This window comes from Sphingomonas arantia, assembly GCF_042682045.1.
In the GTDB taxonomy this organism is placed as follows: Bacteria; Pseudomonadota; Alphaproteobacteria; order Sphingomonadales; family Sphingomonadaceae; genus Sphingomonas_R; species Sphingomonas_R arantia.
This window is the reverse complement of record NZ_JBHUGS010000001.1, coordinates 470212-494103: the sequence shown is the minus strand read 5'-3', so window position 1 is coordinate 494103 and position 23892 is coordinate 470212. Positions and strand designations below refer to the sequence as shown.

21 protein-coding genes are annotated in these 23892 nt (G+C 66.0%); 11 read left to right on the top strand and 10 right to left on the bottom strand.

Annotated elements, in window-relative coordinates:
* Nucleotides 1–7: 7 nt before the first annotated feature.
* On the bottom strand, nt 8–1357 hold the full coding sequence (locus tag ACFSGX_RS02385) for an O-antigen ligase family protein (protein ID WP_380927187.1): 1350 nt from the start codon (nt 1355–1357) through the stop codon (nt 8–10).
* Between the two features lie 312 nt (nt 1358–1669).
* Here ACFSGX_RS02385 and ACFSGX_RS02380 point away from each other — a divergent pair, with 312 nt between their 5' ends.
* Nucleotides 1670–2986 carry a WcaI family glycosyltransferase gene (locus tag ACFSGX_RS02380; RefSeq protein WP_380927186.1) on the top strand — a complete coding sequence of 439 codons (1317 nt, stop codon included), beginning with the start codon at nt 1670–1672 and terminating at the stop codon, nt 2984–2986.
* A gap of 6 nt (nt 2987–2992) precedes the next feature.
* Here ACFSGX_RS02380 and ACFSGX_RS02375 read toward each other — a convergent pair whose 3' ends face one another.
* Nucleotides 2993–3970, bottom strand: coding sequence for a right-handed parallel beta-helix repeat-containing protein (locus tag ACFSGX_RS02375; RefSeq protein WP_380928208.1), 978 nt, complete (start codon nt 3968–3970; stop codon nt 2993–2995).
* Nucleotides 3971–4271: 301 nt separating this feature from the next.
* Nucleotides 4272–5546, bottom strand: coding sequence for a hypothetical protein (locus ACFSGX_RS02370; RefSeq protein ID WP_380927184.1), 1275 nt, complete (start codon nt 5544–5546; stop codon nt 4272–4274).
* Between the two features lie 21 nt (nt 5547–5567).
* Between ACFSGX_RS02370 and ACFSGX_RS02365 the strand changes: the two genes are divergently transcribed.
* From ACFSGX_RS02365 to ACFSGX_RS02335, 7 genes are all read left to right on the top strand, one after another.
* Nucleotides 5568–6830: a hypothetical protein gene (locus ACFSGX_RS02365; protein ID WP_380927182.1), complete on the top strand. Its 1263-nt coding sequence runs from the start codon at nt 5568–5570 to the stop codon at nt 6828–6830.
* Between the two features lie 15 nt (nt 6831–6845).
* Nucleotides 6846–7670, top strand: coding sequence for a glycosyltransferase family 2 protein (locus tag ACFSGX_RS02360; RefSeq protein ID WP_380927180.1), 825 nt, complete (start codon nt 6846–6848; stop codon nt 7668–7670).
* 5 nt (nt 7671–7675) lie between these two features.
* On the top strand, nt 7676–8284 hold the full coding sequence (locus ACFSGX_RS02355) for a putative colanic acid biosynthesis acetyltransferase (RefSeq protein ID WP_380927179.1): 609 nt from the start codon (nt 7676–7678) through the stop codon (nt 8282–8284).
* Nucleotides 8285–8292: 8 nt separating this feature from the next.
* Complete coding sequence (locus tag ACFSGX_RS02350; RefSeq protein WP_380927177.1) at nt 8293–9273, top strand: glycosyltransferase family 2 protein; 981 nt, start codon at nt 8293–8295, stop codon at nt 9271–9273.
* The gene (locus ACFSGX_RS02345; protein ID WP_380927175.1) at nt 9270–10454 is read left to right on the top strand and encodes a glycosyltransferase; all 1185 of its coding nucleotides are present in this window, start codon (nt 9270–9272) and stop codon (nt 10452–10454) included. Before ACFSGX_RS02350 ends, ACFSGX_RS02345 begins: the two co-directional genes overlap by 4 nt.
* Nucleotides 10455–10539: 85 nt before the next feature.
* Entirely contained in the window at nt 10540–10968 is a 429-nt protein-coding gene (locus ACFSGX_RS02340; RefSeq protein ID WP_380927173.1) for a hypothetical protein, read from the top strand.
* Nucleotides 10965–12176 (top strand): SGNH/GDSL hydrolase family protein, encoded by a 1212-nt coding sequence (locus tag ACFSGX_RS02335; protein ID WP_380927171.1) that lies wholly within the window; start codon nt 10965–10967, stop codon nt 12174–12176. Before ACFSGX_RS02340 ends, ACFSGX_RS02335 begins: the two co-directional genes overlap by 4 nt.
* Before the next feature lie 18 nt (nt 12177–12194).
* Here the strand turns inward: ACFSGX_RS02335 and ACFSGX_RS02330 are convergent, their stop codons facing one another.
* From ACFSGX_RS02330 to ACFSGX_RS02310, 5 genes are read right to left on the bottom strand one after another with little or no spacing between them, the layout of a single operon-like run.
* Nucleotides 12195–13364: a glycosyltransferase family 4 protein gene (locus ACFSGX_RS02330; protein ID WP_380927169.1), complete on the bottom strand. Its 1170-nt coding sequence runs from the start codon at nt 13362–13364 to the stop codon at nt 12195–12197.
* On the bottom strand, nt 13361–14296 hold the full coding sequence (locus tag ACFSGX_RS02325; protein ID WP_380927168.1) for an NAD-dependent epimerase/dehydratase family protein: 936 nt from the start codon (nt 14294–14296) through the stop codon (nt 13361–13363). Before ACFSGX_RS02325 ends, ACFSGX_RS02330 begins: the two co-directional genes overlap by 4 nt.
* The gene (locus ACFSGX_RS02320) at nt 14293–14493 is read right to left on the bottom strand and encodes a hypothetical protein (RefSeq protein ID WP_380927166.1); all 201 of its coding nucleotides are present in this window, start codon (nt 14491–14493) and stop codon (nt 14293–14295) included. Before ACFSGX_RS02320 ends, ACFSGX_RS02325 begins: the two co-directional genes overlap by 4 nt.
* Nucleotides 14486–15073 carry an acyltransferase gene (locus tag ACFSGX_RS02315; protein ID WP_380927165.1) on the bottom strand — a complete coding sequence of 196 codons (588 nt, stop codon included), beginning with the start codon at nt 15071–15073 and terminating at the stop codon, nt 14486–14488. Before ACFSGX_RS02315 ends, ACFSGX_RS02320 begins: the two co-directional genes overlap by 8 nt.
* Before the next feature lie 47 nt (nt 15074–15120).
* Nucleotides 15121–16539 (bottom strand): lipopolysaccharide biosynthesis protein, encoded by a 1419-nt coding sequence (locus tag ACFSGX_RS02310; RefSeq protein ID WP_380927163.1) that lies wholly within the window; start codon nt 16537–16539, stop codon nt 15121–15123.
* Between the two features lie 213 nt (nt 16540–16752).
* Here ACFSGX_RS02310 and ACFSGX_RS02305 point away from each other — a divergent pair, with 213 nt between their 5' ends.
* The 3 genes from ACFSGX_RS02305 (at nt 16753) to ACFSGX_RS02295 (ending at nt 20540) form a co-directional block, all read left to right on the top strand.
* Complete coding sequence (locus ACFSGX_RS02305; RefSeq protein WP_380927161.1) at nt 16753–17721, top strand: SGNH/GDSL hydrolase family protein; 969 nt, start codon at nt 16753–16755, stop codon at nt 17719–17721.
* Nucleotides 17718–19703 carry an acyltransferase family protein gene (locus ACFSGX_RS02300; protein ID WP_380927159.1) on the top strand — a complete coding sequence of 662 codons (1986 nt, stop codon included), beginning with the start codon at nt 17718–17720 and terminating at the stop codon, nt 19701–19703. Before ACFSGX_RS02305 ends, ACFSGX_RS02300 begins: the two co-directional genes overlap by 4 nt.
* Before the next feature lie 69 nt (nt 19704–19772).
* On the top strand, nt 19773–20540 hold the full coding sequence (locus ACFSGX_RS02295; RefSeq protein ID WP_380927157.1) for a metallophosphoesterase family protein: 768 nt from the start codon (nt 19773–19775) through the stop codon (nt 20538–20540).
* A 28-nt stretch (nt 20541–20568) separates the two neighbouring features.
* Here the strand turns inward: ACFSGX_RS02295 and ACFSGX_RS02290 are convergent, their stop codons facing one another.
* Both ACFSGX_RS02290 and ACFSGX_RS02285 read right to left on the bottom strand, forming a co-directional pair.
* Nucleotides 20569–21966 (bottom strand): exopolysaccharide biosynthesis polyprenyl glycosylphosphotransferase, encoded by a 1398-nt coding sequence (locus tag ACFSGX_RS02290; RefSeq protein ID WP_380927155.1) that lies wholly within the window; start codon nt 21964–21966, stop codon nt 20569–20571.
* A 92-nt stretch (nt 21967–22058) separates the two neighbouring features.
* Nucleotides 22059–23822 carry a DUF6065 family protein gene (locus ACFSGX_RS02285; protein WP_380927154.1) on the bottom strand — a complete coding sequence of 588 codons (1764 nt, stop codon included), beginning with the start codon at nt 23820–23822 and terminating at the stop codon, nt 22059–22061.
* Nucleotides 23823–23892 lie beyond the last annotated feature (70 nt).

Sequence of the window (23892 nt, the reverse complement as noted above, 5' to 3'; positions counted from 1 at the left end):
GCCCGGGTCACAGCCGCAGGCGGCTCTCGCGCTTCGGCAGGTCGAGCGCCACCGGCTTCGCCTTCGCCGCGGTCCGCGCGACCGGTACCCGGCCGGCCTGCGCCATCGCCAGCACGATCATCAGGAACACCTGACCGATCGTATCGCGATCGAACAGCGTCGATTCCGATCCGTTGTGGATTAGGCAGAACAGGATCACCGCGCCGATCAGCCCGGCCGTGGCGGGTGCCAGATCCGGCGTGCCGAGCATCCGCCGCACCGGCCACACCACCACCGCGAACAGCACCAGCAACAGCCCCGGCAACCCGATCTGGACCAGTAGGTCGAGATACCCGTTATGCCCCTGGCTCACCCCCTCCACCCAGGCGAAATTGGCGTAGCGGTAGATCGGGCCCGCCGGACCGACGTTCCAGTAGGATCCGTAGCCGACCCCGAGGATCGGATTTTCCAGGAACGACAGGAACAGTGCGCGCCAGATCAGCGTCCGCCCGGTGAACGCCGCCGGATCGTTCAGCACCGCCAGCGCGGAGTCGCGGTAGAGGAACAGCGCGGCGGTCAGGATCGCCACCGGCACCAGGATCGCGATCCAGCGCGCGTGGCGCCGCCGCCCGATCCGGTCGGCCGCCCGCTGCAGCACGGGGAAGAACCGCAGGAACAGAAAGCCGACCGGGATCGCGATCGCACATGCCGCCATCGCCGTCTTGGAATTGGACAGCACCAGGAACACCACCGCCGACCCGATCACGCCAAGCTGCGCCGCCAGCGGCAGTTTCTGCCGGTCGAACGCGAAGAAGATCGCGGTCAACGCGCAGGCCTGCCCCGCGATGTTCTTATGCATCATCACCCCGCGCCAGTCGCCGGCCAGCCCCTCTTCCGGCCCGTGGATTGCGAACAGCGGATCGATCAGCACCGCGGTGAAATTGGCGATCAGCGCCGCGAGCAGCGCGATCCGCACGATCGCCAGCGTTCGGTCGTAGCCCAGTTGCCGCACCAGCACGAACACCGACCACAGTACGATCGTGGTGAGCACCAGCCGGCGGACCGCGATCTCGGGATACAGCGCCCACGTCAGGCTGACCCAGCACCACGCAAGCGCCACGACAAGCGGCATCGCGACGGCCAGCACGCGCTCCGGATGGCGGAGCGGATTGACCGAGATGAACGCGAGACCGGCGATCAGGAAATAGCCGAGCTGGCGGTACACCCGCCCCTGCCCTTCGACATCGCCGCCGTTCATCGTCATGATCGGCCCGGCCAGCGTGAGCAGCAGCAACGCCAGCAAGGCGAGCATCGCCAGCACCGGCTGCCCCGTCGCGCCCTGGGTCTGCGGCCTTCCGTTACGCTGAAGCAGCTTCACGACGTCGCTCCGTCCATCAGGCCCGTGCCGACCATCGTTCGACCGGAGCCGACCTAGCCTCCGCCCGCGCGCACGGTCAAGCGGCCTGCCACCCGGACCCGATCACCGCGGTTTCTGAGTCCTGCCCAGGGGCGAGGCTTGCCAGTTCCAGCCGGGGCCATTATCCGAACGGCGCTCGCAAGGGCGGCGGCATGCCGTTACGGCAGTCCGGTCGGATTTTTGATAGGCGTCGCCGTACGGATCACCTTGCACCAGCCGAACGGACGTGATCCGCTCCGTCGGACGGAGCCTGTCTGGGGACATCATAATCGCATGGCCAAACCGACGTCGCTCTCCCGCTCCCCGACCGCCCGAACGCCGGGCGTGGCGCGGGATGTTTCGGACGCGACCGACCGCCGCCCGCTCCGGGTCCTGATCCTCGGTCTGAACTACGCCCCTGAACCGATCGGCATCGGCCCCTACACCACCGGCATGGCCGAAGCGCTCGTCGCCGCGGGCCACAGCGTCACGGTCGTCTGCGGCAAGCCCTATTACCCCGCATGGCAGGTCGATCCGGCCTATGCCGGCGGCGGCGCGCGGCGATCCGTCGAAAACGGCGTCACGGTCGTCCGATTGCCGATCTACGTGCCCGCGGTGCCGAGCGGCGGCCGGCGGCTCGTCCATCATGCCAGTTTCGCGGCCTCCGCACAGGTCCGGATGCTGCTGGAGGCGCGCCGGCTGCGTCCCGATGTCGTGATCGGCATCGCCCCGTCGCTGATCTCGCTGGTCGCGGCGCGGACGATCGCCCGGCTGTTCGGCGCGAAACTCTGGATCCACGTGCAGGATTTCGAGGTCGAAGCCGCCTTCGCCACCGGCCTGCTGAACGGCGACGGGCGGTCCGGCAAGATGGCGCGCTGGTTCGAGACGTGGAGCCTGGACGCCGACCGGATCAGTTCGATCTCGCTGCCGATGTGCGCCAAGCTTGCCGCAAGCGGGATCGCGCCCGATAAGATCGTCGAATTCCGCAACTGGGCCAGCATCGACAAGGTGAAGCCGCTGGTCGAACCGTCCAGCTACCGTACCGAATGGGGCATCGCGACGCCGCACGTCGCCCTCTATTCCGGCAACATCGCGAATAAGCAGGGCATCGACATCGTCGTGGAGGTCGCGCGGCTGCTCGCCGACCGCGCCGACCTGACGATCGTGGTGTGCGGCAACGGTCCGAACCGCGAGGCGCTGATGGCGCGCGCCGCCGGACTCGGCAACATCCGTTTCTTCGATCTTCAGCCGATGGACCGGCTGTCCGACCTGCTCGGCCTGGCGTCGATCCACCTGCTGCCGCAGATCGAGGGCGCCGCCGACCTCGTCCTGCCGTCCAAGCTGACCAACATGCTGGCGTCCGGCCGCGCCGTCGTCGCGACCGCCCCGCCGGAAACCGGCCTGGCGCGCGAGGTCGAGGGTTGCGGCATCGTCACCCCGCCCGGCGACGCGCCGGCGATGGCCGCCGCGATCCGCAGCCTGCTGGAGGACGACGCCCTGCGTGAGCGTTATGCCGTGGAGGCGCGAGTGCGCGCCGAGGAACGCTGGAGCAAGGACCGCATCCTCGCCCGGTTCGAAACGGAACTGCGCGCCAGCTGCCGCCCCGCCTGACGCGCCTCAATCCTGTCCCGACAACGCCGCCAGCCGATCCTGCAACGCCGCGACCCGTTTCCGCCGAACCGTGTCGAACCCCGCCACGCGGCCCGGTGCCGCGCAAAGCGCGACATTCGCATCGAGCTTGAGAAAGTGCAGCACGGGCTGCGGCCCCGCGATGATCCGCGGCACGGCACAGGTCGGTCGCGTGGCCCCGATCACCCGGTTGCCCGTCACCACATTACCGTCCGGCACGCCGTATCGTGCGGGGTCCAGTGCCGTCAGCGCCGGATAATGCGAACGCCACGGTTCGGTGGTGGTCGGCATCGCGCGCATCTTCCGGACGAACGCCGGCATCACCGCACGCTGCTTGTCCATCCAGCGCGCATCGAAGGACAGCCCGCCCCGCGTCTGGAAGGCGAAGACATTGCCCGCCACCCGGTTGTCGCGCCCGCCGCCGATCGTCACGCCGAACTCGCCGCCGACCACCATGTTGCCGGTCACCTGCGTCCCGCTGCCCTGGTCGTCGAGATACACGCCGTTCAGGAACGTCGTCTTGCGCCCCGGCGTGCCGAGATCGTGGATGTAGTTCCCCGTAATCCGGTTCCCGCGCTGCGACCAGTCCGCCCCCATATACACCGCACCGGCATCCTCGGTATCGCGCAGCACCTGACGGATCTCGTTGTCCGCGACGACATGGTCGTTCCCGCTCAGCAGGATCCCGGCATGGTCGCCGCGCTGGATGACCGAACCCGATACGGTGTTGGCCACTCCCCACACATCGATGGCGGGGCGGTAACTCGGGCTCAGCAGGCCGAAATCGGACACCAGCCCGTCGACGAAGGCATGGCGCGCGGGCGTCAGGCTCACCCGCGCACCGCCGCCCAGGATCACGCCGCGCTCGCCCGTTTCCGCCACGATCGTCCGGCGGATGGTCACGCCCGCCTCGCCGTTCACCGCGATCCCTTTACCGGCCGCTTGGCAGACGACGCCGTCGTCGATCGCGGTGTCGGTGCTGCCGTCACGCTAATCATAGCGTTGCGGCTAGGTTCCAAATCCAATCCAGCCATAATAACATTCTACGGCCGGTCGGGCTGCGGCAACTGCCCCGCCAGCATCGCCTCGAGCCGCTTTGCCCCGGGGTTGGGCAGGACGAACGCGACCCGATGGCCCGGGACGAAGACGGCATGATCAGGGTCAGCGTGGCCATCGATCCTCAGTCGACAGATCGCCGACAAACTACAAGTATCTGCTAAAGTAGCCCTACTAGAACCGATGGCTGAGTTGACATAGAAAGATTGCGTTAAACAGGCGACGCAGCCGCCCTCAATGTAGCGTCTGCAGTAGGTCGATACTGCCGGAGCTTATGAAAATATTTCGATGAGCCTAGATAATACGCGATACTCAGCATCCAGAACAACTGCTCAAAAACGTTCTGCGTAAGAAGGGAAATCAGAACGATCAGATAGAACGGCAAGTATAACTCCGCTCTTCGCGACCACAGGAAAAGGAAAATTCCTCCAAACAACCATACAAATCCAATAAGGCCAAACTGTATAAAAGAGGTTATGAACGTATTATCAACGAGTATCTGCCACTTTGGTATTTCTTGGCCATCCTTCACCATTTGCATTGCGCCGTTTGTGCCTTGACCCAGCCCACGACCCACCGTGAGATCCGTAAAATCACCAGTTTGCACTAAGAGTTGCACGACTTGTGAGCCATTGCCCAACCGTCCGCCGTCTTGCATTTGATCGTTAACAACATCACCACGCCCGCTCAAAGAGCCAGCAGCGAATATCGATAACAATAGAACTGACGGCAAAACGGTAGAGTAGATAAAGACTCTAAAGATTGGAAATCGTCTCAGCCGTTTCAGATTATCGAGGAATATAATTACCAAAATACAGAGAATAGTGAACCGCGTACCCGACAATACACCAATCAATATGCCGAATAGGTAACCTAGCCATTTTAAAACCGTTGCGTGCCTTGAAGCCATAGCAATTACAGCAACACTTGCTGCATAATACCCGTTGACCCCCGCCAAAGAAAATATGCCCGGCTCTCGCGAGCTGCCGACCGAGGAAAAATTCCCATGATAAGAAAACTGTATGTATGACGCAACTAACGAACACGCCAACCAAAACAATGCAACGCCTAGTATAAGCCTTTGATTGTTCTTAGTTACTCCATATTGATCGATAAGAATATATATTCCAAATGAATCGTGCAAAACAGTAATCCAACGGATACCAGCAATAATAAATGGGAGATATCCAGTGTTAAGAATATAGGCAATCATGCCAATTGCTGTTAGTACCATTATCCAGATTATGTATAATACGACTTCAGTTCTAGGCTTAGCCACCATAGGCCAGTAGATAGCAAAACCAAACGTTACAATATCTTTCAAGTAGCGCTCTGGGCCAGCAGCATCGATGAAAGTGTCCGGTATTCGCCAGTACGTTACTGCCCCAGCAAGGGTTGCAAGAATGGCTGGAAGCATATACTGGATGGCTCCCGATGTGATCAGCGCAGCGATCCAGATCGCGTATCGGGGCTTGCGAGTTAGCATGCGTCGCGTGATAACAATTCTGTGAACGAGGGCAAGGCTCGAATGACCGACACCAGACGCGGTTTTTTGACGATTGCTGGAGCAGGGTTGTTGGGTCAATCCCAACCTTTGCTATCAAAATTTCCCGCGGGTGAGCGTCGAAGAGAATCGAACGACGTAACCTTTTTAGGCGAGGGTGACGCCCGGCATGGGCCTCAGGGTTGGCAGGGCCGAGATGATACGAAGTACCTCAACGAGGCGATTTCGCAATTGGCGGCACGAGGCGGTGGCGATCTCGTAATCCGAAAGAGGCACTTTGTCTCAAGCGCTGTAGGAAAGCTTTCGCTTGGCCTCGACAGCATCACAGCACCTTCCCTCGAATATGCGATTAGATTACGACCTGGCGTGCGAATAATCTTCGAGGGTGGTGGCGGAATTTACAGTAACGAGTCAACCACGTCCTCTAAAATGAAGCTAGCGTGTTTTGGTATTGAGAAATCAGATGGGCAATTCCCGGTTCGTATTAGTGGTGGGACTGTGAGTGGCTTCTTCGTAGGGATTGCGTTCACAGAAACCACCGCCGTTAATTGGTTAATTAGTGACCTAACTATCACGGCGTGTAGTATTGGAATTTTGGGTAGAACTTTTGAACAGTGTTCTTTCAGGGATATATATTTGCTTCAATGTTGCGCTGGTATAGTGATAGGTGGTTTCTATAGGTATTCGTTGAATGAATATTCAGAGACCGGTGGGTTTGCGGACAAGTGCCTCTTTAGTAATATCCGCAGTGTTTTGGATTGTAATCTTGATAGTCGAGCAGAAGTTATTGATAAGTGGTTCGACGACAATGTCTTTATGACTATAAAAAATACAAATCTTTCGGGACCGGGTAATTCGGGGCCAGCTCGGAGCTTTCCGTACACCGGAATATGCGGATATGGTATCCGAATGATGTCAAGGTATGCGCGGCCTAATAATTCCAATGTTTTTGACATTTTAAGCCATGCCAACGGGCCAAGATCGGCGATACACATCGATGCCGGCCGGGGAAACTCGGCCCAGTCAATTTATACTGAAAATTTAGGATACGCTGATTGGAAGAGGCGAAGTTTCCCGATAGGTCTAGAGAAAACGGATCCTTACCTTGGCGTTGGTAAACGCATGCCGTTTTTAGTAAAAGGCGTTTCGTCGATTGCCTCCATCAACGCCCAGCATTGTTTTGCAGAAAGGGTAACCGATTCAGCTTGGTTAGGGTCAGCGGATTTATCCTCATCGCGATTTGCCCAAAACTCGGTTGCAAGGTAATTTGGGAATTGTCGTATGAACATTTCGGTCCTGGCGACTTGCTTTAATCGACGTGAAATCACCTTGAACGGACTGGCGGCCTTGCGCCGTGCCGCGGCTGGGATCGATTATCACGTCTATCTGGTGGACGACGGGTCCACCGACGGCACCGGCGACGCCGTCCGGCGCGACTTTCCGGAAGCGACCGTGATCCAGGGCGACGGCTCGCTCTACTGGAACGGCGGCATGCTGAAGGCGTGGCGCACCGCGGTGCAGACCGGCGCACGCTACTATATGCTGTTCAACGACGATCTCGAACTCGAACCCGAAAGCATCACGCGGCTCTTCAGCTTCCAGAAATCGATGGAGGCCGCCCACGGGCCGAAGGTCATCAGCATCGGAAAAGTGCTCGACGCCGAAACGGACACGATCACCTATGGCGGCTACCGCGTCGCGCCCGGCCTGTCGCGGCTGCGCTTCCTGCGCGCGCCCGACGATGGCGCGCCGTGCGACACGATGAACGGCAACTGCGTGCTGGTGCCGGCGATCGCGGTGGACGATGTCGGCCTGCTGTCCGATCGCTACCGCCATCATACCGGCGACATCGATTACGGCCTGCGCGCGCGGGATGCGGGCTACAAGCTGTTCCAGTCGCGCGAACCGGTGGGCCGGACGCCCTATAACCACGCCGCCCATGCCAAGCTGGCCCGGCTGACGTGGCAGAACCGCAAGTTCATGTTGCGCGATCCCAAGGGGTTGCCGGTCGGCGAATGGCTGCACTTCTGCCGCCGCCATGGCGGGCCGCTCTGGCCGCTGAACTTCGCATCGCGCTACCTCAAGATCGCGCTTCCGGCGCGCTGACGGACATGGCCGCCTTGCACCCCCTCGACGCGGCGCAGTCGCGCGCCTGGGAAGGCGGCGCGAGCTTCTCGCGCGCCAACCGGCTCTACCGCCTCGCGTTCGGCATCACCTGGGCGCTGCTCGCCGCCTGGACGCCGCCACCGCTTCGGGGGTGGCGGCGCTGGCTGCTGCGCCGCTTCGGCGCCACGCTCGCGCCGACCGCCAACGTGTATGGCAGCGCGCGGATCTGGTCGCCGGCGAACCTGATCATGGATGATTATGCCGCGATCGGCCCACGCGCGACGATCTACGCGATGGCGCCGATCCGGATCGGCCCCTACGCCATCGTGTCGCAGGGCGCACATCTCTGCGCGGCCACGCACGATATCGAGGACGCTAGTTTCCAGCTGCGGTCCCGCCCGATCCACATCGGCGCCCGCGCCTGGATCGCGGCGGAGGCATTCGTCGGCCCCGGCGTCACGGTAGGCGACGGCGCGGTGCTCGGCGCGCGGGGCTGCGCGATGCGGAACCTCGATCCGTGGACGGTCTACAGCGGCAACCCCGCCGCGCCGATCCGCGCCCGCCGGCTGCGCTTCGACGATGGCGGTCCCGCGTCCCCACCGATCCCGGAGTGAACGTCCCGATGGAACCGACCCTCACCCCGGTGGCGCCCACCCCGGTCACGGACCACACGCGAAACGCGCCCGACCTCACCGTCGTCATCCTGACCTTTAACGAAGCGCATCATATCGAACGATCGATCGCCAGCGTCGCGACGATCGCGCGCGATGTGCTGGTGATCGACAGTTTCTCGACCGACGACACGGTCGAACGCGCCAGCCGGGCCGGGGCGCGCGTGCTCCAGAACCGCTTCGTCAACCAGGCGCGGCAGTTCCAGTGGGGCCTCGAACATGGCGATATCGCCACCGCCTGGATCATGCGGCTCGATGCGGACGAGGTCATCGAACCGGACCTCGCCGCCGAACTGGCGCGCCGCCTTCCGGACATGCCGGCCGACGTCGCGGGGATCAATTTCGATCGCAAGCACATCTTCATGGGCCGCTGGATCCGCCATGGCGGGCGCTACCCGCTGCGCCTGCTCCGCGTCTTCCGGACCAACCAGGGCCGGGTCGAGGACCGCTGGATGGACGAACATATCGTCGTGTGGGGCGGCGGCACGGTGACGCTGAAGGGCGGTTTTGCCGACATCAACCTGAACGACCTGACCTTCTTCACCGACAAGCACAATAAATATGCGACGCGTGAGGCGATCGAGCAGCTGAGCCAGCGCTACGGCCTGTTCCCGCGCGACGATGCCCGTGCCGCGGACGCGGTCGCCGGCCAGGCGGGCACCAAGCGCTGGCTGAAAGAGGCGCTGTACAACAAGCTGCCCTTCTGGGTCGGCCCGACCGGCTATTTCCTCTACCGCTACATCGGGCAGCTCGGCTTCCTCGATGGGCGGCCGGGCCTGATTTACCATTTCCTGCAAGGCTTCTGGTATCGCTTCCTGGTCGGCGCAAAGGTCGTCGAGCTCGAGGAGGCGATGCGCGACTGCACCACGAACGCAGCGCGGATCGCCCGGCTGAAATCGCTGACCGGCCTCTCGCTCGGAGCACCGTCATGACCCGCATCCTCCGCATCATCACCAGCGCCGACCTCCACGGCGGCGGCCCGATCGAAGGGGCGCGGCGCTTTGCCGAAGTGTGGGCGCGCGACGGCCACCGCCAGGACCTGCTCACGCTCGACGCGCCGGGCGAGCGCTTCCTGACCGACTATCCCGGCGAGATCTTCTCCGTGGGTCCGCCGCGCGGCCGCTCGCTGCTGAACCGCTATCGCTACGCACCGGATATGGTCCCCTGGCTGAAGGCGAATGTCGGAAACTATGATGCGGTGATCGTCTCGGGCCTGTGGCGCTACATGGCGCGCGGCGCGATGAAGGCGCTCGCCGGCGGACCGGTGCCCTATTTCGTGTTCACCCACGGCATGCTGGACCCGTGGTTCAAGCAGAGCGCCCCCGCCAAGAATTGGGGCAAGCAGCTGTCCTGGTGGTGGGCCGAGGGACCGCTGACCCGCCACGCCGCCAATGTGCTGTTCACGACCGAGGAGGAGATGATCCTCGCGGACAAGGCGTTCTGGCCCTACCGCCTGAACGGTGCCGTCGTGGGTTACGGCACGGCCGACGTGTCCGGCGATCCCGCGGCGCAGATCGCCGCCTTCCGCGCCGCGCTGCCCACACTTGGCGACCAACGCTTCCTGCTGTTCCTCAGCCGCATCCACCCGAAAAAGGGCTGCGACCTGCTGGTCGAGGCGTTCGCGGACGTCGCGGCCCAGGATCCGACGCTCGACCTCGTCATCGCCGGACCAGACCAGGTCGGCCTCGTCGCCGGGTTCCAGGCGCGGGCCGACGCGCTGGGCATCGGCACACGCATTCATTTCCCCGGCATGCTGAAGGGCGATATCAAGACCGGCGCGTTCCGCGCGGCCGACGCCTTCGTCCTGCCGTCGCATCAGGAGAATTTCGGGATCGTGGTCGCCGAGGCGATGGCCTGCGGCACCCCCGTGCTGATCAGCGACAAGGTGAACATCTGGCGGGAGGTCGTGGCGGACGGCGCCGGACTGGTCGAACCCGATACGCTGGACGGCACCCGCGCGCTTCTGTCGCGCTTCGTCGCACTATCGCCGACCGAACGCGCCGCGATGGGGACCACGGCTCGCACCAGCTTCCTTAGCCGCTTCCACGTCGAACAGGCGGCACGCGGCCTGATGGCGTTCATCGAGAAGCGCAAGGCCGAGCTGCGATTTTGAACCGATACGGTTAAAGAATTGCAATGTAGGGAACCACTTGGGACCTCTCGCCCTCTGGAACAAATCCAGAACGAGGGAGAATATTGTGGCTGGTATCATTCAGGAACCGGCGGGTTTCGTCCCGCTGTTCGGTCTTGCGTTCGGGGGTGTCGGTGCGCCGGCCGTCCCGGTGAACGGTGAACATCCGTTGCCCGTCGTGGCGGTGCGCGATGCGATCGCCGCGGCCCCGCTGGTGGGCACCACCAACGTCTCGGCCGTGGTCGGTCCGTTCGTGCCCGATCTCGCCTGGCCCATCAGGGTCCAGCTGTCCGGCAGCTGGACCGGCACCGTGCAGGTCCTGCGGTCGATCGACGGCGGCACGACGCGCCTGCCGCTCACCGTCGCGGGTCAGAGCTGGGCGACCTTCACCGCCAACGCACAAGAAGCGATCGGCGAGGAAAGCAGCACGGGCGCCGGCTACTGGCTGGCGGTCACGCTGAACGGCGGCACGCTGACCTATCAGGTGTCGCAGTGAGCCTCGATACCGTTGCGCGCGGTCTTGCCGTCCGCGCCCGCACCGATGCCGCCACGCGCACCCGCGTGCTGATGGCGGCGGGACAATCCGGCCCGATCTACGGCCCGGCCGGTGCCGCGTTCGTCACGGTGCAGAGCGTCACGCTGCCGCCCGACACGATCGTCGGCGGCGCCACGCTGCGGCTCCGGCTGCTGATCGCGAAGTACGCGCCGTTCGGCGGCGGCCATAACTGGCGCTTGCGGATCGGCAATCTGGTGGTGGCGCAGAACGACATCGGCGCATCGCTCGCTACCGTCGAAACCGAGCAGTGGATCCGCATCGCGAACGATCGCAAGTCGGCGTTCGTCTACAATGCCAACACGCTCGATATCTCGTCGCTGTCCGCCGGCACCTTCGCCTCGACCGGTGCGAAGGCTGGCTCGACCGCCAGCGTCGGCGTGCGCCAGCCGTCCAACTACATCAACTTCGTCACCAACTCGGCCCCGCCGACGGTCGAGACGGTATTGGTCGACTTCGCGCAGCCGGTCACCCTGTCGCTGGACGTGCGGGCGGTGAACGGCGACACGATGGAGATTCTCGGTTCCTCGCTGGAGATGCTGGCGACCGGCACCGTCCCGATCAACGTCGCCAATCCGCGTGCGACCGCGATCTGGGGCGACAGCCTGACCGAAGGCACGGGGCAGTCGCCGGTCAGTGGCGTGCCGATGGACGTCACCGCACAGCTGCGTCGCCAGCGGCCCGGCTGGCCGATCGCGGCCAAGGGGCTGGGTGGTCAAAAGTCGGCCGCGATCGTCGACCGGCTGATCGCCGACCAGGTGGCGGGGCGGCAGTGGAACGCCGTCCTGTGGATCGGCACGAACGACTTCGATGACAATGTCGGCAACGGTCCGGGCTGGCTCGCCACGATCCGGGCGCAGGTCGATCGCGCGCTCGCCTATCGGACCAACCCGAACACGCTCGTCTGCAACATGTATCCGCGCGCGGGCTGGGCGGTCGGCGACGTCAACTATGTCGCCATGCAGCAGGTGAACGCCGGGCTGGCGGCCGCCTATGGCGGGCGGGTGGTCGATCTGTTCACGGCACTCGCGACCGAGAATGGCAAGCTGCCGTCGGCCAGCATGGTCGACGCCATCCACCTGAGCAATGCCGGCTACACCGCCGTCATGCAGGCGATCCATGCCAGGATGACCGCGCTCAACTGGGCGTGAACGACCGGCCCGTGCGCATCACGCGTCGCGGGCCACCGCCTCCAGCACGATCCGCTGGTAGGTTTCGCCAAAGGCGCGGCGGCGTGCGGGCAGCGCCGCCGTCGCCGCGCCCATCGCCGCCTCGTCCGCCGCGCGCGACCAGCCGGCCAGCACCGACCGCATCGCCGCCGCCATCGCGGCCGGGTCGTCCGTCGGCACATAGACGCCGCGTTCGGGCGCCTGTTCACGGTGGACCGGGATGTCGGACAGGATGATCGCCTTGCCCATCGACTTGGCTTCCTCGACCGTCGTGCTCCACCCTTCGAAATGCGACGGGTTGATCAGCGCCACGGCCTCGCGCGACAGCACCGACAGGTGATCGTACGGCACCAGCCCCAGCACCCGGAAATTGTCGCCCACGCCCAGCGCGGCGGCATGCCCCATCAGTTCGGTGAAATAGGTCGGGTTCCGGCGGTCCTCCGCCTTCCCCGTGCTCACCACCAGCGGCGCGTCGCCGTCCTTGGCCAGCAGCGCCAGCGCGTCGATCACCAGCCCGTGATTCTTGTGCTTCCAATACTGGTTGGGCAGGTAGAAGAACGGCCGGTCCAGCCCGTATGTTTCGGCCAGAAACGGCGCGCCGCGCGCATCGTCGGCGCGCACCATGCCCGCCGTGAAATGCAGGATCCGGCTCTTGCCCAGCACCTCCGGCGCGAACTTGGCCAGGTCGCGCTTCGCGTCTTCGCTCGACAGCAGGATCAGGTCCGCCTCCGCCGCGATCCGCGCATAACCGCGGTCGCGCGCCTCCACCTCGGCCGGCTGGAAGAACTCCGGCATCCGGACATGCTGGAAATCGGGCAGCCACGCGATCGACGGCACCGTCGCCTTCGCGCCCAGGATGCCCGAATGCGACAGCACGCTGATCCGGTTGCGGCGCAGGAACCGCTCCAGCGGCAGGTTGCGGCCGAGCAGCACCGCGGACGCCTTGCGCAGCACGCGCGGCCCGCGGCCCTGCCCGACCAGCGACGTACGCAGCACAGTGATCGCCTCGAACCCCAGCAGGTCCGCATCGGGCGTTTCAGGCGTGGTGATCAGCACCGGCTCGATCTGCCGGTCCGGCAATGCCATCACCGTCGTGATCAGGTTGCGCAGATAGATCAGCCCGCCGGTCCAGCTTGCGCTGTTGGCGAGCACGAAGCCGACGCGGATCATGCCGCCTGCCCCCGGTACCAGGCGGCATAGGCGTCCAGCCCGTCGTCCAGCGTGCGCATCGGCCGCCAGCCGAGCGCCAGCGATCCGTCCACGTCCGCCAGGAAATGTCGCGGATCGCCCGGCCGGATCGTGCCGGTGAACGACACCGGCCCACCGCCCAGCCGCTCCGCCAGCCGATCGACCACCGCACGCACCGTCACCGCCTCGCCGATCCCGCCGTTCACCACCGGGCATTCGGTCGACGCCGCCTGCGCCGCGGCGGCCAGCAACGTCGCGGCATCCTCGACATGCAACCAGTCGCGCGTTTCCTCGCCGTCGCCGCCGAACCCGGCCGGCCCCGCGGCGATCTTGCGGCACGCATCCCACAGCAACTGCTTGCGCAGGCCCGGACCATAGACACTGAACAACCGCACGATCGCGACCCGCACGCCGAAATGCGTCGCGTAGGACCGCGCCAGATCCTCCGCCATCTTCTTGTGGACGCCGTAGGGCGACAGCGGGCGCAGCGGCGCATCGACCGCGATCGGCAACGTCTCGGCCAACCCATACACCGCCGCGCTCGACGGCAGCACCACGCGCGCGTCGGGCCGATGCATCCGCACGAAATCGAGCACGGCCAGCGTCGCATCCACCGTCCGGCGGAAATCCTCGCGCGGCCGTTCCAGCGAATAGGCGACCGATCCGGACCCCGCGCAATGCGCGATCAGGTCGGGCGTGCCGCCATGCTCGGCCAGCGTCTCGCCATCGACGTCCGCCGAATGCCAGGATGCGATGCCCCAGCTCACCGGATCCTCACCCACCCAGTTGCCATGACCCAGCCCAGTGACATGATAGCCGTCCGCCGCCAGCCGCCGCGCGACATGCCGCCCGACGAAGCCGTACGCCCCGGTCACGAGCGCCCGCCCCCGGGAAAATGGTCGTGGATCGTTCATGCCAGATCGCCCTGTGATTTGCCGGCCGCCCGAACCGGGACCGAGATATTCGGGTACGCCCGCTCCAGCGTGGCCAGATAACGTGCCGCATCGGGCAACGCCGCCGCCATCGCGTCGGTGTTCGGCCGCAGCCAGCCGCCGAGGCGGAGGCCGATGACCCGATAACCGTTCCCCGCTGCGGCGGAGACCTTACTCACCGGACCGACCCACGACACGCGCGGGATTCCCCACGACGATGTCGAACGGCGCGACATCCTTGGTCACGACGGATTGCGCGCCGACGACAGCACCGCGGCCGATCGTCACGCCGCGCAGTACCGTCGCGCCGAACCCGATCCAGGCATCGTCCTCGATCACAACTGGCGCCGACGGCACGTTCTCCAGCACCTTGGGATGCCCTCCCTCGAAGAAGATCGCCTTGAAGTGCGCGTGCCGACCCGCCGCCGACAGCGAATGCGAGTTATGGTCGTGGATGTTGACGCCGTGAGAAATCAGGACTCGGTCGCCGATCGTCACCGAGGCCGCAGACCAGATATAGCTGTCTTCCCCGATGAAGCAGTCGCGACCCACGATGATCCGTCCGCCGTGCCCCATCGTCTCGAACCGCGCCAGCACGCGGGTATTGGCTCCGAACCGGATCGCCTCGCGGGGCTGGTTGTTGGACACGCGCGCGGCGGGATACAGGACCGCGCCCTGCTCAAGCACGCAGCGACTTTCCTTGCGCTTCGCGTCAATCCGCAACGAAAGCTTCGTCGGCGCGCGGTAGATCGGCCCCACCGCCTGCCAGCCGAGCCGTGCGAATTTGCGAACCATGTCACCGCCGCTCATCGCGTACTCCCGTCCAGTTTCCGCAGGATCCTCGGAACGAGCATCGTGTAGGGAATGACCGCGCAAAGTGTGAAGGCGAATAGCGTCGCGATCACCGCGCCCGAGACGCCGATGACCCGGACCAGAGCGATCTCCGTTCCGATCGAAACGATCGCCGTCGCGGTCGCGATCACGACCTGCGGCTTCACCTCGTGCGCACCGTTCAGGAACATGCCGAGGGCAAGGCCGCCGGCCTCCAGGATCTTCCAAATACCAAGGCCGAGCAGCAGCAGGAACGGCGGGTTGACCGCCCCCCCGACCCAATGATGGATGATCCAGGGGCTGAGAAAGATCAGTGGGATCGAGAGCACGGCTGAGTATCCGATCGCCACCCGCAGCGACCGCAGCAATGTCTGTCGCGCCCACGCACTGTCCCCGCGCTCGATTGATTCGCGATACGCCGGCCACAGCGGCGCGAGGGCCATAGATGCCGTCATGGTGATCAGGCTGAACAGCCGTTCCGGGACCGCGAAGGTCGCCACGCTGCTGGCGCCCAGGATCTGCGCGATGATGATGTTGTGCGAGTTATAGGTGACGGCGGCCGCGACCTGCAGCACGAGGAACAGCATCCCGCCGCGCAGCACCAGCCGGCCCGTTTCCCAACTCGCCGCACTGATCGCCGGGCGCGCGTCGCGGCGGGCGCCGCTGAAGTAGACCAGCGTGTTGAGCACGTTGGCGACGATCGGCCCGCCCAGGAACGCCGCGACCAGCCACGGCAGGCTCGCCTCGTAATGTACCGCCAGCAGCACGCTCGCCAGCGCCAGCACGCTGCCGCCGCACAGCCACATGCTCGCGACGAACCCGTTCTGCAGCCCCATCTGCACGCGCTGGATAATGCCGGTCGGGATGGCGAGCGCGAAGCCCGCCACGAACACCGCGATCGCCGGCCCCGCCTCCGACCGCGCCAGCGGCGACGCCACGTTGAACAGCTTGAACCATTCGACATGGGGGTATGCGATCGCGAACCCCGTCATCACCACGATCGCGACCAGCGTCAGCATCATCAGCCCGCTCGATACGATCCGCCGGACCGCGCCCATGTCGTTGCGGCCATAAGCGGTGGCGACCATGTTCAGGATGCCGTTGCCCATACCGAGGTCGGCAAACGAGAGCATCGCCACCAGCGAACTCATGATCATCCACATGCCGTAGCGTTCGGTGCCGAGATAATGGAGCGTGATCGGCACGGTAATCAGCGCGGTGCCGACCGACACGATCTTGGCCGCCATCGACATCATCGCGGACATCATCACCCGCCGCCGTCGTTCGCGCGCGCGCCCTTCCGGCGACTCCAGGTCGCCCGTCGGCCCGCGCAGATCGTTCAGCAGCGCCAGCGGCACGCTGCCGATCCGCCGCAATGTCGCGGCGGCCGTCATCGCGATACGCCACCGGCACGGCTGGCCCGCAGGGTCGGCGAAGGCGTCGTTCGATCCATCCGGATACCCCTTGTTCAGGCGATGACGTCTGCCCCCCCGGGCGGCGACAGCAGCTATTGACGCGATGCAGCGTGCGCGGGATATCCGGGATCGCTCGACCGCTGCAAGCAGAACTTGGGCTGCGGTCGGCCACTGGAATGGGGAACGGGACGGTTGGCCGACGCAACGGGCACGCAGGATCGCGCGCGACGCCGCTTGCCCCGCGGCATCGGTCGCGGGCCGATGCGGGTCTGCCTGCTGTTCGCGGCGGCATGGGCCGCAACCGTATCGACCGGGGTATCCGCCGCCCCGCCACCGCGTTTCACGGCACTCGGCGACAGCCTGAGCGCCGGCGGCTATCCCGACATCGTCGCCGCCCGGTTCGGCGCGACGATGGTCAATGCCGGCCTCGGCGGGCAATCGACGTTGCAGGTCGCCGCGCGATACGGCACCGCCCCCGTCACGGTCGTCGTGGCGGGCGGGCGGCTGATGCCGGGCGCCAACGCGCTCACCACGATCGCGCCGGAACTGCTGCGCAGCTCGAACAAGGACGCGCGCACGATGCCGGCGCGCATCGCGGGCGTTTCGGGCACGCTGCTCCGCGCGGTCGATGCCGCCGGGGCCGACCGGACCAGCTTCGTCCCCGATCCGGGCCAGAAACTGCCGCGCCCCATCCCGAACGGCACGCGGATCACAGTGGGGGCGGACACCACGCGGTACGACCTGCTGCTGCTGTGCGTCGGGCGGAACGGCGGCACCGCCGATCCGGACCGGTTCATGGCGCTGGTCGATGCGATCATCGCGCTGGCCCGGTCGCGTGCGGACCACATCGTCCTGCTCGGCATCCCGAACGCGGCCGACCCCGGGGAGGCGCGCGGCACGCCCGGCTATGACCGGATCGTGGCCCTCAACCGCCGGCTCGCCGAACGCTACCCCGATCTCTTCCTGGATATCCGCGCGGCCTACAACCGCGCTGGCGATCCGCGCCGTGCCGACGACCGGGCGGACATGGCGCGCGACACGCCGCCCCGCTCGCTGCGCGCGGACCACATTCACTACAACCCGGCCGGCGCCCGCATCTGGGCCGATGCCGTCACCGAGCATATTCGCCGCAAGGGCTGGTTCCAGGGGGGGAAACCATGACGAACGCCGACGCACGCGTGACGAAGGGGGGGGGGGGGGGCTTCCGCGCCGATATCAACGGATTGCGTGCCATTGCGGTGCTTGCGGTCCTCGCCTTCCATTTCGGCGTGCCGGGCCTGCGCGGCGGGTTCATCGGGGTTGATATCTTCTTCGTCATCTCCGGCTTCCTGATGACCGGCATCGTGCTCGGCCGGCTCGACCGCGGCAGTTTCTCGATCCCCGGCTTCTTCCTCGATCGGGCGCGGCGCATCATCCCCGCGCTCGCCGTCCTGCTCGGCACCGGGCTACTGCTCGGCGCGCTGTTCCTGATGCCGTCCGACTATTTCGTCTACGCCAAGCATGCCGCGGCCAGCGTGCTGTTCCTGTCCAACATGGTCTACTGGCGCGAGGGCGGCTATTTCGATCCCACGGCGGAGGGCAAGTGGCTGCTCCACACCTGGTCGCTGTCGGTCGAATGGCAATTCTACCTGCTTTACCCGTTCGTCCTGCTGGCGTTCGTGCGCCTGCTGCCCCGCCACCGGCTGTGGGTCGCGCTGGCGATCGCGGGTGCCGCCAGCCTCGCGCTGATGCTGTGGCTCAGCCAGAGTTCGCCGCGCTCCGGCTTCTTCCTTCTGCCGCCGCGCGGGTGGGAGATGCTGGCCGGCGGTCTCGTCTATCTCGCGCCCGCTTTGCCGCCGCGCCTGATGCGGGCGGCGCAACTGGCCGGCCTCGCGCTGATCGCCGGCGCGCTGCTCCTCGTCACCGACGCCGGCTGGCCCAACATCTGGACGATCGCGCCCGTGCTCGGCACCGCGCTGGTCATCCTGACGGCCCGGCGCGACAGTCGGATCACCGGCAACCCGGTCGCGACCTGGGTCGGGCTCAATTCCTATTCGATCTACCTCTGGCACTGGCCGCTTGCCGTGATCCTGCGGCGCGGCGGCCATGCCGGCGACTGGCGCTGGATGGTGGCCGCCTTCGCCGCGTCATTCGTGCTCGGCCACCTGTCCTACCGCTTCGTCGAACGCGGCGGCGCGCGGACGAAGGCGGCGCCCTACATCCACACCGCCCCGTTGCAGGACCGCCTCCGGCCGCACCTCGCCTTCGCCGTCATGGTCTTCGTGATCGCCGGGGCGGGCGCCGGCGTGTGGAAGGCGCGCGGCTTCCCGCAACGTTTCTCGCCGGAGGTCCAGGCTCTGCAACAGGATCTGATGCCGGGCTCACCCTATTCCAGCGGCTGTTTCTCGATCGTCGCGGCGGTCCCGGCCCCGTGCATCGTCGGCCCGCACAAGGATCGCGCGCTCGTCACCGTGATCGGCGACAGCCATGCCGACGCGACCGTCAGCGCGGTCGTCGCCAGCCTCCCCGCCGATGCGCAGGGCGGAGTCGCATTCAACGGCTACGCCTCCTGCGCCCCGCTGCTGGGCGGCCGCTCGACCGATCCGGACAGCCGGTGCGCGGGCTTCATCGCGCGCTACCTGCCGCCGCTCACCCGCCCGCGGGCCACCCCGGTCGTGCTGATCGCGGCGTGGGATGCCTATGCCGAAACGCCCACGATGCGGTTCGACGGCGATGTCGGACCCGCCGATGCGCACGGCCTCGGTCGCCAGATCGTCCGCACCGCCTGCGCGCTGGCCAAGGGCGGAACCACCTACATGCTGCTGCCCACCCCGACTTTCCCGGTCCAGGTCGGCACGACGCTACAAAGCGCGCTGGTTGCCGATCCGCACGCGCCGGAGGTCACGATGCCGCTGGCCGACGTCACGGCCCGCAACCGGACGCTGATGCCCTATTTCGAACAGGCGGCGCGGTCCTGCGGCGTCAGGCTGCTCGATCCCGCCCCCTATCTCTGTCCGGGCGGGGTGTGCCAGGGGTCGAGCGGCCACCGCGCGATCGTGCGCGACGCGCATCATCTCAGCGAATATGGCAACAAGCGGCTCGTGCCGCTGTTCGCACCGATCGTGGCGCGCGGCGCGAACCCGGCCGAACAGCCCTCTTCCTGACCGGCGTCGATCCCGGTACAGCGGATCTTCGCGGGCGACCGCCCCGATCCGCGACTGGAGATATCGTCCTTGGCCTTCGTACTGCCCTGGCGGTCCCGCAAGGGCCCGCCGTCGACCACCGCCGGCGAACGGATCTACGCGATCGGCGACGTCCATGGCCGCTACGATCTGCTGCGCGTGCTGCTCGACCGGATCGCCGCCCATTCCGCATCGCTCCCGCCCGCGCAGTCGCAACATATCATCCAGCTGGGCGACATGGTCGACCGCGGACCGGACAGCGCGCGCGTCGTCGAACATCTCCACGACCTGCAACAGCGCGCACCCGACCTGATCGTGCTGCAGGGCAATCATGAGGAGATGATGCTCCGCGCCTATGATGCGCAGCTTCAGGTCCTGCGCCCCTGGCTCGGCGTCGGCGGGCGCGAGACGCTGGCCAGCTTCGGCATGCCGCCGCTCGACCGCGACGCCGACGATTTCGATTATGTGATGCAGATGCGCCGCGACGTGCCGGCTGCCTGGGTCGAATGGATCCGGCAACTGCCCTGCACCGCACAGTCGGGCGACTATTTCTTCTGCCACGCCGGCATCCGTCCGGGCGTGCCGCTGAAGCGCCAGAACCGCCAGGACCTGCTCTGGATCCGCGAGGATTTCCTGGGCGACACCCGCGATCACGGCGCGGTCATCGTCCACGGCCACAGCATCAGCGCGGAGGTCGAGATGCTCGAAAACCGCATCGGCATCGACACCGGCGCCTATGACAGCGACATCCTGACCGCGCTCTACCTCGAAGGCACCGACCGGCTCGTCATCGCCACCACATCGGAAGACGCGGCCTAAACCAGACCGTCCACCCCGGATCCTGACGCTAGAACGCATTCCGATGCGTCAGAACGCCGAACGTCAGCAGGATGATGTGCAGGTCGCGCCAGATCGACCAGTCGTTCAGATATTCCAGGTCGGCGTGCAGCCGGTTGGTCAGGTCCTGCTCCGCCTCCGTACTGCCGCGATAACCGCGCACCTGCGCCAGCCCGGTCAGCCCCGGCTTGGCGGCGTGGCGATGCCAGTAGCGGCTGTCCACCTCCCAATACAGCTTGTCCGCCGCGCGCGCGCCCACCGCATGCGGCCGCGGCCCGACGATGCTCATGTCACCGATCAGGACGTTCAGCAGCTGCGGCAGCTCGTCGATGCTCGTCCGGCGCAGCAGCCGCCCGACCCGGCTAACCCGGTCGTCGTCGCGCGTCGTCAGCCGGTCGCCGCGGGCATCGCGCGCCTCCACCCGCATCGTGCGGAACTTCAGCATCCGGAACTGGCGGTTGCCGTGGCCGATCCGGGTCTGCACGAAGAATACGCCGCCGGGGCTGTCCAGCGCCACCGCGATCGCCACGACCAGCATCAGCGGCAGGCAGACGAGCAGCGCGGTCGCCGCCACCGCGATGTCCAGTGCGCGCTTGATGACCCGGTTGGAGAACCCCAGCGGCCCGCGCGCCACCACCAGCGTCGGCGTGTCGCCGCACCGCGCCAGCGACAGCGTCCCCATCACGTCCAGCTCGGGCGTCGCGATCTCCGCCCGCACGTTCAGCCCCTGCAACATGCCCACCCATTTCAGGCGGTTCGCCGGCGAACATGCCACCACGATGCGGTCGGCATGCGCCACCCCGCGCGCCAGCCGGTCGTACATTTCGGGGTGATCCTCCCCCGCGCCGAAGCTGGCACCGTCCAGCACGCGCGAAAACGACCCCGTCGGGCGCGCGCACCCGGCTTCCGCGATCAGCACGACGCTGTACGGGTTCCCGCCCAGCAACCGGTCGACCCGCCGCAGGAAACCGGACCGCGCGATCGCCAGCAACAGCACGCCGTCGACGAACCCGGCGGCGAACGTCACGCGCGAAAACTGGTTGCTCGCCTTGAAGTAGAACGCGACGAAGATCACCGCCGCGGTCGCCAGGCAGAACGCATGCAGCGCGCGTTTCACGCCCAGCGCATGGTCCTGCAACACCTGCACCGAATAGGCACCGCCTAGGAACGCCGCGCCCAGATACACCGGCAACACCGCCGACGCGGTCGAGAACCAGTGGAGCTGCCCAGGCTCCGGAAACATCATCAGCGCCAGGAAAAAGGCGCACACCACGCACGCCGCATCCAGCCCGATCAACGCCAGGTGCAACCGCAGACGCAACGCCGACCGGCGCGGCAACGGCTCGCTCGCGCCGTGCACCGCGCCGGTGCCCGCAGGCACGGCGTCGAACCTGACCGGGCCGCTCACCGTGTCTGTCCCATCTCGGTTCGGTCCATCGGACTCCGCATCACGGTCATCATCGCGCTCCCTGTCGCGATCGACGGTGGCGGACGCATCCGTCACCCCGGAAAGCTGCGATACGGATCGTTCGTCCATATGAAGTTCGTGTAGGTCAGCATTACGCTGAAATCGAGCGACGTCACCTGGTGCCACCAGCCGACCGGAATATACAGTAGCTCGCCCGCCATCAGGTCCACCTCGAACACCCGCGCATCGCGCGCCAGCGGATAGCGCGCCAGCATCGCCTCGTCCGCAATGTCGTGGACGTCGCTGAACACATGCTTGCTGTTGTACAGCTTGCCCGTCTCGGACGGCGGCAGCAGCAGGATCCGCTTCGCCCCCGTCACCTGCGCGAGCAGGTTGTTGGTCAGGTCGAAATGCAGCGGCGTGAACGTGCCCAGCGGCCCGATCCACATCATTCCCGGCGCATCGGTCAGCAACGTGTCGAACCGCCCGAGATCGGCCTGCAACGGCTGCAACGCCTCGCGATTCACCGCGCTGTTGTACGCGGTGATATACGCGTCGTTCCCCTGGTTCGCGCCCGTCACCTCGCGGATGAAGCGGTCGAACGTCATCCGCCGCGTGTGGTTGTCCTTGTACAGCTCGTAATCCGCGGCGTCGGTGCGCCCGCCCTGATACTCGATCTCGCGCGCGCCGACCTTCAAAGCCAGCGTCTCGGGGGTCCAGTGCCGCGCGGGCCAATGATCCATCGCGCCGGTCATCACCACCGGCCGGCTGGGCGCATAGAAATGATCGAGAAACTCGTCGGACGTCAGGCCCTGTACCCGCGGAATACCCGCCGCCACCGGCGACAGCGCGCGCTGCGTCTCCATCTGGTTCAGGATCCACTCGCGTCGTTTGAGCGCGACATCCGCCGTCACCACGTCTGCCACCGGCTCTGTCGACGCCACCGTTTCAGCCTCCGTCCCGGCCCCCGCGCGCATCGCGGTGATCACCGACCCAAGCACCGCCGGCGGCGCCGCTGCCTCATGCGCCACCTCGCGCTGGGCCGTCCCGCCCATCGGACACACCGCCGCCGCGCCGGTCACAGCGGCCCCCGGGCCGACCTGCGGCTGCGGCAGGCGCAGCTTGCTGGCATGGTCCGCCGGCCCCAGGCTGCCGTCCGGATTGACGCCGCGATAATACAGCTTCTGCCACTTGTCGGACGGCGCAACGGGGTTGGTCTCCTTGACCCAGGCATGGAACGCATTGCGCGATTCGCTCCACTTCTCGAACCCCGCCTTCAGTTCGGGCGCCTCGTCGATCGACCGGATCACCGGCTGCACGTCCTGGATCGCCTTGCGTTCGACCGGAAACAGGAAACAGAAGGGCTCGTCCTTCTCGAACCGCACCCAATGGTCGGCCCGCGTGAAACGCCAGTTCATCGTGAAGCTGTACGGCGACCAGTCGGTTTCGATCAGCCCGCCCAGCGGCGCGATCCCGTCCTTCGCCGCATTCGGCGATCCGCCCAGCCAGATGTTCCAGCCCGGCGCGGTCCGGACCAGCGCCTCGACATGGAACGTCACCGTGCCCGCACCGAACAGCGAAACCGGCGCGGTTCCGGCATCGCTGCCCGGATCGAGCACGACCTCCACCCCGTCCGGCCCCGGCCGCCCGTTCCACCGCGCCTTGAACCCGCATGGCGACAGGATTTCCCAGCCATGACTGTTCGCCATCGCCAGCGGCAGGCACCGATAGGCGAACTGTTCGGAACTCGCGTCCATCCATTCGCGCTTGTGCGACGCCGCGCGAATCCGCGGGTTCCACCCCGGATAGGTATAGAAGGTCAGCTCCATCGCAGCGGAGTATGGCGCTTGCCGCACCGCCTGTCACTATCGCCAGAACTACCCCCCGCGCGCCGCGATTGACCGGCACGCGTCCGCGCGCATAGTG

Bases quoted from the DNA above. Each gene is read 5' to 3' on its own strand.
- ACFSGX_RS02380 (WP_380927186.1), top strand. From the start codon at position 1,670: ATGGCCAAACCGACGTCGCTCTCCCGCTCCCCGACCGCCCGAACGCCG.
- ACFSGX_RS02370 (WP_380927184.1), bottom strand. From the start codon at position 5,546: ATGCTAACTCGCAAGCCCCGATACGCGATCTGGATCGCTGCGCTGATC.
- ACFSGX_RS02360 (WP_380927180.1), top strand. From the start codon at position 6,846: ATGAACATTTCGGTCCTGGCGACTTGCTTTAATCGACGTGAAATCACC.
- ACFSGX_RS02355 (WP_380927179.1), top strand. From the start codon at position 7,676: ATGGCCGCCTTGCACCCCCTCGACGCGGCGCAGTCGCGCGCCTGGGAA.
- ACFSGX_RS02350 (WP_380927177.1), top strand. From the start codon at position 8,293: ATGGAACCGACCCTCACCCCGGTGGCGCCCACCCCGGTCACGGACCAC.
- ACFSGX_RS02345 (WP_380927175.1), top strand. From the start codon at position 9,270: ATGACCCGCATCCTCCGCATCATCACCAGCGCCGACCTCCACGGCGGC.
- ACFSGX_RS02330 (WP_380927169.1), bottom strand. From the start codon at position 13,364: ATGATCCGCGTCGGCTTCGTGCTCGCCAACAGCGCAAGCTGGACCGGC.
- ACFSGX_RS02325 (WP_380927168.1), bottom strand. From the start codon at position 14,296: ATGAACGATCCACGACCATTTTCCCGGGGGCGGGCGCTCGTGACCGGG.
- ACFSGX_RS02310 (WP_380927163.1), bottom strand. From the start codon at position 16,539: ATGACGGCCGCCGCGACATTGCGGCGGATCGGCAGCGTGCCGCTGGCG.
- ACFSGX_RS02300 (WP_380927159.1), top strand. From the start codon at position 17,718: ATGACGAACGCCGACGCACGCGTGACGAAGGGGGGGGGGGGGGGCTTC.